12 protein-coding genes and 2 pseudogenes are annotated in these 12,260 nt (G+C 71.7%); 6 read left to right on the top strand and 8 right to left on the bottom strand.

Annotation, left to right across the window (positions count from 1 at the left end; genetic code table 11):
* The first annotated feature begins 213 nt into the window (after positions 1-213).
* Both ABZZ38_RS11110 and ABZZ38_RS11105 read left to right on the top strand, forming a co-directional pair.
* On the top strand, positions 214-834 hold the full coding sequence (locus ABZZ38_RS11110; protein WP_356738087.1) for a TetR/AcrR family transcriptional regulator: 621 nt from the start codon (positions 214-216) through the stop codon (positions 832-834).
* A gap of 169 nt (positions 835-1,003) precedes the next feature.
* Positions 1,004-1,185, top strand: a pseudogene (locus tag ABZZ38_RS11105) (sensor histidine kinase); the annotation flags it as partial.
* A 27-nt stretch (positions 1,186-1,212) separates the two neighbouring features.
* On the opposite strand, the pseudogene ABZZ38_RS11100 reads toward ABZZ38_RS11105, so the two are convergent.
* A pseudogene (locus tag ABZZ38_RS11100) lies at positions 1,213-1,708 on the bottom strand (GNAT family N-acetyltransferase).
* A gap of 216 nt (positions 1,709-1,924) precedes the next feature.
* On the opposite strand from ABZZ38_RS11100, the gene ABZZ38_RS11095 reads away from it, so the two are divergent.
* The 3 genes from ABZZ38_RS11095 to ABZZ38_RS11085 are packed head-to-tail and all read left to right on the top strand — an operon-like array spanning position 1,925 to position 4,906.
* The gene (locus ABZZ38_RS11095; RefSeq protein WP_356738085.1) at positions 1,925-2,950 is read left to right on the top strand and encodes a ScbA/BarX family gamma-butyrolactone biosynthesis protein; all 1,026 of its coding nucleotides are present in this window, start codon (positions 1,925-1,927) and stop codon (positions 2,948-2,950) included.
* A 48-nt stretch (positions 2,951-2,998) separates the two neighbouring features.
* Entirely contained in the window at positions 2,999-3,655 is a 657-nt protein-coding gene (locus ABZZ38_RS11090; RefSeq protein ID WP_356738083.1) for an HAD-IA family hydrolase, read from the top strand.
* A gap of 39 nt (positions 3,656-3,694) precedes the next feature.
* Positions 3,695-4,906, top strand: a complete 1,212-nt coding sequence (locus ABZZ38_RS11085; protein ID WP_356738081.1) for a cytochrome P450 — start codon at positions 3,695-3,697, stop codon at positions 4,904-4,906.
* A 94-nt stretch (positions 4,907-5,000) separates the two neighbouring features.
* Here the strand turns inward: ABZZ38_RS11085 and ABZZ38_RS11080 are convergent, their stop codons facing one another.
* Together ABZZ38_RS11080 and ABZZ38_RS11075 are read right to left on the bottom strand one after the other, a co-directional pair.
* Positions 5,001-6,506, bottom strand: a complete 1,506-nt coding sequence (locus ABZZ38_RS11080; RefSeq protein WP_356738079.1) for an FAD-dependent monooxygenase — start codon at positions 6,504-6,506, stop codon at positions 5,001-5,003.
* A 39-nt stretch (positions 6,507-6,545) separates the two neighbouring features.
* The gene (locus ABZZ38_RS11075; RefSeq protein ID WP_356738077.1) at positions 6,546-8,162 is read right to left on the bottom strand and encodes an MFS transporter; all 1,617 of its coding nucleotides are present in this window, start codon (positions 8,160-8,162) and stop codon (positions 6,546-6,548) included.
* A 116-nt stretch (positions 8,163-8,278) separates the two neighbouring features.
* Here ABZZ38_RS11075 and ABZZ38_RS11070 point away from each other — a divergent pair, with 116 nt between their 5' ends.
* Positions 8,279-8,611 (top strand): ArsR family transcriptional regulator, encoded by a 333-nt coding sequence (locus tag ABZZ38_RS11070; protein ID WP_356738075.1) that lies wholly within the window; start codon positions 8,279-8,281, stop codon positions 8,609-8,611.
* A gap of 51 nt (positions 8,612-8,662) precedes the next feature.
* Here ABZZ38_RS11070 and ABZZ38_RS11065 read toward each other — a convergent pair whose 3' ends face one another.
* From ABZZ38_RS11065 to ABZZ38_RS11045, 5 genes are all read right to left on the bottom strand, one after another.
* Complete coding sequence (locus ABZZ38_RS11065; RefSeq protein WP_356738073.1) at positions 8,663-10,363, bottom strand: methylmalonyl-CoA mutase family protein; 1,701 nt, start codon at positions 10,361-10,363, stop codon at positions 8,663-8,665.
* 81 nt (positions 10,364-10,444) lie between these two features.
* The gene (locus ABZZ38_RS11060; protein WP_356738071.1) at positions 10,445-10,777 is read right to left on the bottom strand and encodes a DUF3817 domain-containing protein; all 333 of its coding nucleotides are present in this window, start codon (positions 10,775-10,777) and stop codon (positions 10,445-10,447) included.
* 53 nt (positions 10,778-10,830) lie between these two features.
* Positions 10,831-11,340, bottom strand: a complete 510-nt coding sequence (locus ABZZ38_RS11055) for a MarR family transcriptional regulator (RefSeq protein WP_356738069.1) — start codon at positions 11,338-11,340, stop codon at positions 10,831-10,833.
* 159 nt (positions 11,341-11,499) lie between these two features.
* Entirely contained in the window at positions 11,500-11,793 is a 294-nt protein-coding gene (locus tag ABZZ38_RS11050) for an MTH1187 family thiamine-binding protein (protein ID WP_356738067.1), read from the bottom strand.
* A complete protein-coding gene (locus tag ABZZ38_RS11045) occupies positions 11,790-12,134 on the bottom strand; it encodes a DUF3817 domain-containing protein (RefSeq protein ID WP_356738065.1) in 345 nt (114 codons plus the stop codon). The genes ABZZ38_RS11050 and ABZZ38_RS11045 overlap by 4 nt, the downstream gene beginning before the upstream one ends.
* Between the last annotated feature and the right edge of the window lie 126 nt (positions 12,135-12,260).

Genomic DNA, 12,260 nt, shown 5'->3' with positions numbered 1-12,260 from the left:
GGCGTACGGACGTTCGCGAGTCGGTACATGTGCACTGTGTGGCACCGGGTCCCCACCCTGGTGCCTGTGGTTGTCGCGGGGCCGCTCAGAGCCTTTCGCTACAGGTCGTAGCGTATCTGTAAGCGGTCACTCCGGAAGCGATGCCCAGAGGTGAGCTCGCTCACACGCGCCACCTCGGGCACCCGGAACCTACTGGCCGGTATGGTCGGCGCCATGTGCAGCCGTACCAGCCCTCGAAGCCGCACCGGACGCCCCCGCAGCGCCGCCGCCGACGCCGCGATCCTGGAGGCGACCCGGGCCGCGCTGGTCGACCTGGGCTGGTCGAAGCTGACGATGGGCGACGTCGCCGGCCGCGCCGGCGTCGCCAAGACGACGCTCTACCGGCGCTGGGCAAGCAAGAACGAGCTCGTCGTCGACGCCGTCGCCGTCCTCTTCGACGAGCTGGAACTTCCCGACCGCGGCAGTCTCGCGGCCGACATCGAGGGCGTCGTCCACCAGTTCGCCGCGCTCCTGGAGCGGCCCGAGACCAAGACGGCGCTCATGGCCGTGGTCGCCGAGTCGACCCGCGACGAACCGCTGCGCGAACGGATCCGCACCTCGATCGTGGACCGCCAGAAGCGGCTGGTCCTGGAGGGGCGGCGACGCGCCCAGGCCCGCGGCGAGCTGCCCGCCGACATGGGTTCGACCGCGGGTACGGACGACCTGATCTTCGACGTGATCGCGGGCGCGGTGGTGCACCGCGCCCTGGTGAGCGCCGAACCCGTCGACGCGGCGTGGGTCCAGCGCTTCACCGCCCTGCTGCTGGGGGGCCTGGGAGCAGCGGCGCAGACCTGATCGGACCCCGGTCAGCCCCTGAGACCCCGACCGGACCCCGACCGGACCTGGTGGCGGTCGGCCGTCAAGAGGCGCAGCCGCGCCGGGTCGACGACGGCCTCGACGCCGTCCCGCCCCGAGGCCTCGATCAGCTTGCGCGCCGGCCCCGACGGCGATCCCATACCGGGGCCACGGTCCCGGTATCGCGGACGAGGACCTCCCGTGCGTCTTCGACCGCTTCCACCGTGCCGAATCGGCGCGCGCCCTGCCCCGGTTCGGGCCTCGGCCTGGCGATGGCGCGCCCGATCGCCCGTGCGCACGGCGCCGAGCTTGACCGCCGAGAACGCCCCCGGCGGGCACGCACCGTTCCGCCCGACGCGCCGCCGACGGCAGGGTCGGCTACAGCGGACGGTGCGTGGTGGGCAGCCCCACGTCCCCTGCTCGGGGTGGTCGAAGGCCTCCGGGACGGTGCCGACGAGCCGGAAACCGCGCCGTTAGCAGAGCGGTACCGCGTGCGTGGATGTTCGTCTCCACGACCGCGTTGAACCGCATGCCCCGGAAGCCCGCGTCGCGCGCCCACTTCAGGGTGTACTCGACCGGCGCCCGGCCCACGCCCCGGCCGCCGGTGCGCGGGGTCGGCCATGCAGCCGGCGCCGGCCATGTGCGCGCCGTCGCCGCTCTGGTGGTTGCTCATCCTGGCCGTGCCGAGCACCGCGCCGGTCCCGTCGTCGCCGGCGGCGACCGTACGGTTCGGGGCCGGCGGCAGCCACCAGCCGCGGGCCTCCTCCTCACCCAGGTCGCGCGGGTAGGTGAAGGTGTCGCCCGCGGCGACGATCGTGTGGAAGAACGGCCGGATGGCGGGCCAGTCGTCCGCCGTGGCCTCCCTGACGCCGATCCGCACTCGCACCGCACCCGCATCCGCATCCGCCCAGCATGCGACGCGCTCGGCCGCGAGCACGATCGGGTTCCCCCCACGGCCGCCGGACACACGTCCGGACACATGTTGCTTACCTGCTGTTGACCTTCCCCTGTGACCGCCGCCACGGTCGAGATCAATCGAACCTTGGTACGGTCATTTTCGAACCTGCTCATCACAAGGGGGAACCGAACCATGCCTGTTCCGGGGAATCACGGTCTGTCGTATTCCGCGACCGTCTCCCGACAGCTCGTCCACCGCGCGGCCATCTGCGAGGTGTTCCTGACCGACACCCGGCGCCGGTCCGGCGACGATTTCCTCGTCGCCGCGCAACTGCCCCGCGTGCACAGCTACTACAGCGACCACACGCTCACTCCCGCCGCCTACGACCCGCTGCTGCTGCTTGAGGTGTTCCGCCAGACCTCCATCCTGGTCGCCCACGAGCACCTCGGCGCACCGCTGGACCACAAGTTCAGCTTCAACACCGGCGAGTTCACCATCCTGTCCACCGACGCGCTGCGCATCGGCCCGCTGCCCGGCCAGGCCGTGCTCGCCGTGCGCGTCACCGCCGAGAAGCACCGCGATGACCAACTGGTCGGCGTGACCCTGCGGATGGACCTGGCCATCGACGACCGTGACGCCGCCACCATGGCCATGACCATCCAGTGGATGCCCGGATCCGCGTGGGCGAAGCTGCGGGAGCGGGGCCGGGCCGCGCTCGACCTCACCACTCCACGGGCGCACCCCACCGGGCGCGGACTCGTCCCCGCCGCCGTGGGCCGGCGATCGCCCGCCAACGTGGTGCTGGGGGAGGCGGTCGCCCTCGGGCGCGAAGTCGTCGCCCAGGTCGTGGTCGACCAGTCCCACCCGGCCCTGTTCGACCACCCGCTCGACCACATCCCCGGTGTGCTGTTCTTCGAGGCGTACCGGCAGACCGCCCTGCACGCCGCCCACGAGCTGCTCGGCCTGTCGCCGGGGCGGCTGTCGCTGACGCGCTGCGACGCCGCGTTCACCCGGTTCGGAGAGTTCGAACTGCCCACCGTCTGCCGGGCCGAGCTGGTCGAGGGAGCACCGGGCCAGGTACCGGGCGCCGCCGTGTTCCGGCTGGAGATGCGGCAGGAGGACGCCGTGATCTCCACTGCCGAGGTCACGCTCCAGTGCACCAGCCCCCTCGGGCGCCGTTTCGTGCCCGCCCCTTCGCCGGCGCTCCAGGCCGGCTGAGCGCACCGCTCCCCCCAATCCCTTCTCCCGTTCGAGGAAGGCTTCAGCATGCCCTTGCCCATGATCTGGTTCGACTTCGGCGGCGTCCTGTCGCCACCACTGGAGACGCTGTACGCCGCGTACCACCGCAAGACCGGCATCACGCCCGAGCAACTCCAGGACGCCATGAGGGCCGTCGCCGCGGAGATGGACATGCCGACGCTGGCGCCCATCGAGCTGGGGGTGCTCACCGAGGCCGAGTGGGGCCGCCGGCTCGCCCGCGTCCTGACGGATCGGCACCCGGGCATCGACCTGTCGCGGGCCCGGCTGGAGACCTTCGGCGAGCAGTGGTTCGAGGGCGTCTCGGCGAACCCCCTGATGGTGTGCGCCCTGCGCTACGCCCGCGAGAACGGCTTCCCCGTGGGAATCCTGTCGAACAACGTCGTGGAGTGGGAGCCCCACTGGCAGGCGATCGTGGCCCCCGCCGGAGAGGTCGACTGCCTCATCGACTCGTGCAAGGCCGGGGTCCGCAAGCCCGACCCCGCGATCTTCGACATCGCGGCGAAGACGGCGGGGGCCGAACCGGCCGACTGCGTCCTCGTCGACGATCTCGCCGAGAACTGCGCCGCGGCCCGCGCCCGGGGCTGGCGCGCCGTGCACTTCCGCGACAACCGGCAGGCGCTGAGCGATCTGAGCCGGATCACCGGACTGCCCAGCATCCTCTAGCCGGCCGCTCCCCACCTCCACAAGGACAAGGCAACGAACATGAGTACGACCACCGTCTCCGCGGTCTCCACCGTCACGGTCACGGAGATCCCTCACCTCGACCCGCCGCCCGCCTACACCCCGCTGCCCGGCCGCTCCACCGGTGGCCTCCCGCAGATCACGCTGCCGAGCGGCCACACCGCCGTCCATCTGACGCGCTACGCCGACGTCCACAAGGTCCTCACCGACCCGACGTTCGCCCGCACCGAGACGAACGTGGACGACGGCCCCAGCTTCCTGCCGACCACCATGCCCCCCGAGCTGCTGCTCAACCTCGACGCCCCGGACCACGCGCGGATGCGCGGCTTCGTCACCGCGGACTACAGCGCGGCCGGTGTGGAGCGGCTGCGCCCCACCGTGGACGCCGTGATCGGCGAGCGGTTCGCCGCGCTGCGTGCCGAGGACCGTCCCGACCTCTTCCGTACCGTTCTCGACCTGTACCCGGTCACGGTCAACTGCCACTTCCTGGGCATACCGGTGGAGGACATCGCCTACTTCCGGCAGTACTCCCGTACGGTCCAGATGGCGCCCCGCGAGGACATCCCGCACCTGCTGGACCACTTCTGGAAGGTGTACGGCTACGTCACCGACCTGGTGACCGGTGAGCGGCCCACCCGTCCGGACGGTCTCATCGCCCGCTTCGTGGCGGGGCGCGACAGCGCGGAGCCCGGTCTGACGGACAAGGAGCTGGTCGGTCTGCTGCTCGGTTCCGTGCTGGGTGGGGACCAGAACATCCTCTCCGTCCTCACCAAGGCGGTGTACACGCTGCTGTGCGCCCCGCCGCTGTGGCAGCGGCTGGTGGACGATCCGTCGATCGCGCCGCGCCTGGTGGAGGAGCTGGCCCGGGTCCTGCCGCTCGGGACCATCTCCACCTTCCCCCGGGTCGCCACCCGGGACCTGGAGACGACCGGCGGCACGATCCGGCGCGGCGACGTCGTGTACGCGGACGCCTTCGCGGCCAACCGCGACCCGCAGGCCTTCCCGGACCCGGAGGTCATCGACCCGGACCGGAACGGCAAGCGGCACCTGCAGTTCGGTTACGGCATGCACCACTGCATGGGCGCGGCGCTGACCCGGCTGGAGGCCACCACGCTCCTCACCCGCCTCGCGGCGGAGTTCCCCACCCTGGCACTGGACGCGGATCCGCGGACGCTCACCTGGGACCACGGGACGCTGCTGAGGCGGCCGACATCGCTGCCGGTGCGCTGGTAGCCGTACCGGCCGCGGCGTGACCACGCGGCGGCCGGGGATGCCCCGGACCCCCTGTCGAGGGTCCGGGGCACACCCGTGTCCGGCCCGGGCCCGGTCAGCGGCCATCCGCCGCCTCGCCGAACCACTCCCGCAGCGCCGCCCGCAGCCCGTCCGGCACGTCGGCCCGCGCCGACGGCGGTGCCCACGCGACGTAACCGTCGGGGCGCAGCAGCAGCGCGTCCCACGGCAGGGGCCGCGGCGCCCGGGCCCGTACGGCGTCCACGACGTGCCCCCATGCGGCGGCCGTCCGCGCGTACTCCTCGCCGGCGTCGCCGAACAGCAGGAGCACCGGCCGGCCCGGGTGCAGGACGTCCGCCACGCAGCTGTCCGCCCCGTCGATCTCCAGGGGCAGGTTGGGCAGGAAGCGCCCTTGCCACGGAGAGCCGCCGCGCGAGGGGTAGGCGGTGTCCTGGGCGCTGATCATGTCGCCGAGGTACGCGCCGACCTGGTCCAGCCTGAGCAGTTCGGCGAACAGCGCCCGCAGGGGTTCGGTCTCCTCCCCCGGCCTCATCAGGGCCAGTTGGGCCCGGGTGTTGTCGATGACCCGCCGCCCGGCCGGGTGCCGCTCGTCGTGATACGTGTCGAGCAGGTCCTTGCCCGCGTGGCCGCGCACCGCGAGGGCGAGCTTCCAGCCGAGGTTGAGCGCGTCCTGCAGGCCGAGGTTGAGTCCCTGGCCGCCGACCGGGAAGTGCACGTGTGCGGCGTCGCCGGCGAGGAGGACGCGCCCGTCCCGATAGCGGTGGACCAGCCGCGTGTAGTCGCTGAAGCGGCTGGTGAAGACCGCGTCGGTCATGGGGATGTCGTGCCCGGCGATCCGGCTCGCGGTGGAGCGGAGCTCGTCGAGGGTGACGGGGGCATGCCGGTCCGCGTGGGGTCCGGTGAAGTCGAAGGTGATGACGCGGCTGTACCCGAACGGGTTGACGTTGATGACCGTCCAGCCGCGCGGGGTGAGGTTCCAGCCGGGCGGCGTCCCCTCCGGGTCGAGCAGGCGCACCTGCCCGAGCAGGGCGGCCACGCGGGGCGGGTGTTCCTCGCTCCGGATGCCCGCCAGGGCGCGCACGGTGCTGCGGGCTCCGTCCGCGCCGACCACGTAGTCGGCGGTGAGGGTGGTGCGCCGTCCGTCGCCGTGCTCGGCGGTGATCTCCACCTGGCGGGGGTCCTGGGTGAGGGCGACGACGTCGTGTCCGCGGCGTATCTCGACACCCAGGTCGCGTGCGTTTCGCTCGAACGCCCGCTCCAGGTCGGCCTGGGAGCGCCCGGCGATGGGCTGCCCCTCCACCGCCGGGGCGCCGATGGTCAGGCCGGGCATGCCGGCGAAGTGGAAGGCCGTGGTGGCCACCTGGTCCAGGCGGCCACCACGCCGGGTGGGCAGGTGGCCGCGCCGGGCCAGGGACTGCACGGTGCGCGCGTGCAGGGTGCCGGCCTTGGGCTGGTCCACGGTCTCGGGATGGCGCTCCAGTACGACCGTCCTGACGCCGTGCAGGCCCAGCTCCGCCGCGAGCAGCATGCCGACCGGCCCTCCACCGACGACCGCGACACCGTAGTGCTGGGTCGGGGACATCTGAGGCTCCTCGTCCTTGGCCCGGGTCATCGCCGGCCGTCAGCCGGCCGTCGTGGCGCCGGTGGCGGCCGGCGCGTTCCGACCGCGGCGCCACAGAGCGACGATGACCAGGAAGAGGACCAGGCAGACGGCCGCCAGGACCCACAGGATGGTGTCGAAGGCGGAGTCGTACGCCCCGACCAGGAAGTCGGTGAACCGGTCGCGCTGGTCGGCGGGGACCGTCCGCGCCGCGGCGGACAGGCCGCCCCCCGCCACCTCGTTGGCGAGGGCGGACGGGTCGCCCGCGCCGTCGAAGCCCCCGACGCCCTCGCGGATCCTCGTACCGAGGGTGGTGGCGAGCATCGAGCCGTACACGGCGACGGCGATGGCCTCGCTGCCCAGCCTCAGTGTGTTGAGGAAGCCGGCCGCCATGCCCGCCTTCTCGGGGGCGACGTTCTCCAGCGCCTGTCCGTCGACCAGCCCGGCGGACAGCCCCATGCCGGCACCGGTGACGAGCATCGGCAGGGCCACGACCGCGATGGCGACGTCCGGGCTGAACAGCGTGAGCGCGAGGTCGCCGACGACCAGGCAGGCGAGGCTGAGGTAGAGCAGGGTGAGGGCGGGGACGCCACGCGAGACCAGCTTGGCGGCGAGCATCGGGCAGACGAGGACCGGGAGGGTCAGCAGGACCATGGTGAGCCCGGCCGCGCCACTCGTGTAGCCGGCCACGGCGGTGAGGTAGGTCGGCAGGTACGTCAGCATCGTGACGAAGCCGAAGGACGCGGCGACCGGGATCAGGCAGAGGGCCAGGAAGCGGCGGTTGGCCAGCACGCTCAGGTCGAGCATCGGGTGTTCGCGGCGCTTCTCGACGGCGGTGAACACGGCGAGGGCGACGAGCGTTCCGGCGAACAGTCCCAGGACGCCGGCGCTGCCCCAGCCCCACTGCGAGCCCTGCACGATGCCGGTGGTCAGCAGCAGCATGGCGACGACGAACAGGGCGCTGCCGATCACGTCGACGCGGGCGTCGGCGCGGCGCGGCTCGGCCATCGAGCGGGCGATGGCCGGAACGGCGAGCAGCACGAGGGCGAGGGCCACGGCGTGCAGCGCGAACACCCAGCGCCAGCCGAGGCTCTGGACGAGCAGGCCGGAGACGGAGGGACCGACGGCGACACCGATGCCGGCGACGGTTCCGAAGAGCGCGAACGCCTTGGCGCGCGCGGGGCCGCTGAAGACGGTGGACAGGATCGCGCTGCCGCAGGAGAAGATCGCGGCACCGCCGAGTCCGGCCAGCGCGCGGGCGGCGTCGAGCAGGAGCACGTTCCCGGCCAGGGCGCTGCCGAGCGAGGCGACGGCGTAGATACCGGCGCCGATGGCGAAGGCGCGGACGCGGCCGATGATGTCGGCGATCGAACCCCAGGCGAGCGTGAAGCAGGCGAAGGCGACGTTGAAGGCGTTGACCACCCACTGCAGCGGCACGAGGCCCGCGTGCGTGTCGGCGCCGATGGCGGGCAGGGCCACGGCGGTACCGGAGATCGAGGTGGGCACGACGAAGACGGCGAGGAGGACCGCGATCAGCGTGAGCGTCTGCCGGGGGCCGGCACCGGCGTGCGCCGAGGGGGCGGCCGGCGCGGTGGCCGCCGGCGCGCCGCCGAGCGGGGGCTCGGTCTGTGTGGACATGGGGTGCTCCATGGTCGCCCCGGCGTCGACCGGCCGGGGAGGTTCGGGTTTTGTCGAACCTTAACCTGGCACGAGGCGCAGGTATCATGCAAGTAGAACCTTCCGAAGGAGCCGCCATGCCCGACGCAGAGGGGCACCCCTCGCTGGAGGAGATGCACCTGCGTTCCGTGATGAACGCGCTGTCCGATCCCCTGCGGTACGAGGTGATCTCGGAACTCGTCCGGGGGCCGGAGGGGTCCGAGCGGCACTGCTCCTCGTTCGGGCTGCCGGTGTCCAAGTCGACCCGCAGCCACCACTTCCGCATCCTGCGGGAGGCCGGGCTCATCCGGCAGGTCGACCGCGGCAACAGCCGCATGGCGCAGCTCCGCGGAGCCGACCTGGAGGCCCGCTTTCCCGGCCTGTTGGCCCTGATCCGGGAGAATCCGCCGGAAACGCAGCGTATGCCCTGACGGTCGCACCGCCAGGGCATACGTGTTCAGGGCATACGCGTTCAGGACGGGCTAGAAGCCGGGCGGCTCGGTGTACGTGCCCCACTCCTCGCGCAGGGCGTCGCAGATCTCGCCGAGCGTGGCCTCCGCGCGCACCGCGTCCAGCATCGGCTCGATCATGTTGGCGCCGCTGCGCGCGGCGGTCAGCATGGCGTCCAGCGAGGCCCGCACGCGCGCGTCGTCGCGGCTCGCCCTGCGCGTACCGAGCACGCGCACCTGCTCCCGCTCGACCTCATGGCTGACCCGCAGGATCTCCAGGTCACCGGTCACCGACCCGTGGTGGACGTTGACGCCGACGACCCTCTTGTCCCCCTTCTCCAGAGCCTGCTGGTAGCGGAAGGCGGACTCGGCGATCTCGCCGGTGAACCAGCCGTCCTCGATCCCCCGCAGGATGCCGGAGGTGATGGGGCCGATGGGGTGCTGCCCGTCCGGGTGGGCGCGCAGGCCGCGCTCCCTTATCTGCTCGAAGATCTTCTCGGCGTCGGCCTCGATGCGGTCGGTGAGCTGCTCGACGTACCAGGAACCGCCCAGCGGGTCGGCGACGTTGGCGACGCCGGTCTCCTCCATCAGCACCTGCTGGGTGCGCAGGGCGATCTCGGCGGCCTGCTCGCTGGGCAGGGCGAGGGTCTCGTCCAGGGCGTTGGTGTGCAGCGAGTTGGTGCCGCCGAGGACGGCGGCGAGCGCCTCGACGGCGGTGCGCACGACGTTGTTGTACGGCTGCTGGGCGGTCAGGGAGACCCCGGCGGTCTGGGTGTGGAACCGCAGCCACTGCGCCTTGTCCGTCTTCGCGCCGTACACCTCGCGCATCCAGCGCGCCCAGATGCGGCGGGCGGCGCGGAACTTGGCGATCTCCTCGAAGAAGTCGACGTGCGCGTCGAAGAAGAAGGACAGGCCGGGCGCGAAGACGTCCACGTCCAGGCCGCGCGACAGGCCCAGCTCGACGTAACCGAAGCCGTCGGCGAGGGTGTACGCCAGCTCCTGCGCGGCCGTCGCGCCGGCCTCGCGGATGTGGTAGCCGGAGACGGAGAGCGGCTTGTACGCGGGGATGCGGGCCGCGCAGTGCTCCATGAGGTCGCCGATCAGGCGCAGGTGCGGCTCGGGCTGGAAGAGCCACTCCTTCTGCGCGATGTACTCCTTGAAGATGTCCGTCTGGAGGGTGCCGTTGAGGACGGACGGATCGACGCCCTGCCGTTCGGCGGCGACGAGGTACATGCAGAAGACGGGGACGGCGGGGCCGGAGATCGTCATCGAGGTCGTGACGTCGCCGAGCGGGATGCCCTTGAAGAGGACCTCCATGTCGGCGGCCGAGTCGATGGCGACTCCGCAGTGGCCGACCTCGCCCAGGGAGCGCGGGTCGTCGGAGTCGCGCCCCATGAGGGTCGGCATGTCGAAGGCGACGCTCAGTCCGCCGCCCCCGTTCGCCAGGATCATCTTGTACCGCTCGTTGGTCTGCTCGGCGTTGCCGAACCCGGCGAACTGGCGGATGGTCCAGGTCCGGCCGCGGTAGCCGGTCGGATACAGCCCGCGGGTGAAGGGGTACTCACCCGGCCAGCCGATCCGCTCGAAGCCCTCGTAGGTGTCGCCGGGCCGGGGCCCGTAGACGGGCTCCACGGGGTCACCGGAGAGCGTCGTGAAGTCGGCGTCGCGCTTGTGGGCGGCGTCGTAGCGGGCCTGCCAGCGTCGGCGGCCTTCCTCGATGGCGTGAGCGTCCATACCCTCGAATTTACTAGGACGTCCTAGTAAATGTCGATGACCGGCCGCCGTACACCTGGTGCACGGCGGCGGGAGCGGGCGTTACGCCTTGACGGAAGCGGGCGCGGCGTCGCCGACGAGCGGCTCCACCTCGCGGGCGACCTTGCGCTCGACGAAGAACGCGGCGAAGGGGATCGTGCCGGAGAGCAGCACCCACAGGAGCTTGCCGAACGGCCACCGGGCCTTGGAACCGAGGTCGAAGGCGAAGACCAGGTAGATGATGTAGAGGACGCCGTGGGCCTGGGAGACCATGAAGGTCACGTCCTCGCCCGTGTCGAACCCGTACTTGAAGACCATGCACGTGCACAGCACGAGCAGCATGACGGCGGTGACATAGGCCATCACCCGGTAGCGGGTCAGCACGCTTCGTTTCATGGACACGAGCGTAACCACCCGTTCCGGGCGATCTTCCCCCGGGTGAGGAACCGCTACTTCTCCTCGAAGTCGTGCGCGGCGATCCGCAGCGGGCGCAGCATCGCGAAGATCTCGGCGCACTCCTCGGCGTCGTACGCGCCGAGCCCGAAATCCATCGCCATCAGGTCGCGGGTGGCGGCCTCGACGACCTCACGGCCCTTGTCGGTGATGGAGGCGAGGGTGCCGCGGCCGTCGTTGGGATTGGGCCGCTTGGCCACCAGGCCGGACCTGACCAGGCGGTCCACGGTGTTGGTCACGGAGGTCGGGTGGACCATCAGCCGCTCGCCGATCTTCGACATCGGCAGCTCGCCCGCCTTGGAGAAGGTGAGCAGGACCAGCGCCTCATACCGCGCGAAGGTCAGCCCGTACGGCTTGACCACCGCGTCGACCTCGGCGAGGAGGATCTGGTGCGCGCGCATGATCGACGTGATCGCGGCCATGGAGGGCACGGGGCCCCAGCGCTGCTGCCAGAGCTCGTCGGCGCGGGCGATGGGATCGAACGGGAGGCTGAGCGGCTTGGGCACGTCACCGACCTTACCGACTGGTCACATGCTGATCAGCCCCGTCTCGCACTTCGGTCGCCCGGCGTCCGGGCGCGCCGGTGGGCACCCGGGGCGCGCCGGAAGCCCTGCGCCCCTGACCCGCGCGGGGGCCAGGGGTTTCATCACGCGGCGACCGGGAGGCTAGGCGGAGAGATGGCGCTCCACCGTGTCGACCTTGGACGTCAGGCCGTCCGTCACGCCCGGGCGGATGTCGGCCTTCAGCACGAGCGAGACGCGCGGGGCGCGGGCCTCGACGGCGGCGACGGCGCGCTTGACGACGTCCATGACCTCGTCCCACTCACCCTCGATCGAGGTGAACATCGCGTCGGTGCGGTTGGGCAGGCCCGACTCGCGGACGACGCGCACGGCGTCGGCGACGTACTCGCCGACCTCCTCGCCGACGCCGAGCGGGGTGACGGAGAACGCGACGATCACGCCTTCACCGTGCCCTCGCGGCGGGCGCGGGAGGCGATGACGGCGTCATCGGCGGCGCGCTTGAGCTTGCGGTCGGCGAAGAAGCCGCCGAAGGGGAGGACGGAGAGGACGAAGTACAGGGCGGCGGTCTTCAGGTCCCACTTGGTGCGGTTCCAGGCGTCCAGCCAGAAGAGGACGTACAGGATGAAGAGCACGCCGTGGATCGCGCCCATGACCGGGACCGCGTTGAACTCCGTCGTGCGCTTGAGCACCGAGCAGACGAGCAGCAGGAGGAACGACACGGCCTCCGGCGCGGAGACGAGTCGCAGGCGGTGGAGGGAGGAGGCGGTCTTGATGTCCACGGGCAGCACCTTCGGCGTCGTTCGGGGGTCGACTGTCACTCACGCACCGATCTTGTGAACGGATGCACAAGCGACCCGTTCATTGTGACAGGCGCCTTTGCGAACCCGTTACCAGGGTCGGACTCC

It is taken from the genome of Streptomyces sp. NPDC006368 (assembly GCF_040612535.1).
Taxonomy (GTDB): domain Bacteria; phylum Actinomycetota; class Actinomycetes; order Streptomycetales; family Streptomycetaceae; genus Streptomyces.
The sequence above is the reverse complement of the archived record's forward strand: the minus strand, read 5'-3'. Positions and strand labels throughout refer to the sequence as shown.

Coding starts and splice junctions, on each gene's coding strand:
- ABZZ38_RS11060 (WP_356738071.1), bottom strand. CDS start 10,777: ATGAAACGAAGCGTGCTGACCCGCTACCGGGTGATGGCCTATGTCACC.
- ABZZ38_RS11065 (WP_356738073.1), bottom strand. CDS start 10,363: ATGGACGCTCACGCCATCGAGGAAGGCCGCCGACGCTGGCAGGCCCGC.
- ABZZ38_RS11080 (WP_356738079.1), bottom strand. CDS start 6,506: ATGTCCCCGACCCAGCACTACGGTGTCGCGGTCGTCGGTGGAGGGCCG.
- ABZZ38_RS11090 (WP_356738083.1), top strand. CDS start 2,999: ATGCCCTTGCCCATGATCTGGTTCGACTTCGGCGGCGTCCTGTCGCCA.
- ABZZ38_RS11095 (WP_356738085.1), top strand. CDS start 1,925: ATGCCTGTTCCGGGGAATCACGGTCTGTCGTATTCCGCGACCGTCTCC.
- ABZZ38_RS11110 (WP_356738087.1), top strand. CDS start 214: ATGTGCAGCCGTACCAGCCCTCGAAGCCGCACCGGACGCCCCCGCAGC.
- ABZZ38_RS11070 (WP_356738075.1), top strand. CDS start 8,279: ATGCCCGACGCAGAGGGGCACCCCTCGCTGGAGGAGATGCACCTGCGT.
- ABZZ38_RS11085 (WP_356738081.1), top strand. CDS start 3,695: ATGAGTACGACCACCGTCTCCGCGGTCTCCACCGTCACGGTCACGGAG.
- ABZZ38_RS11075 (WP_356738077.1), bottom strand. CDS start 8,162: ATGTCCACACAGACCGAGCCCCCGCTCGGCGGCGCGCCGGCGGCCACC.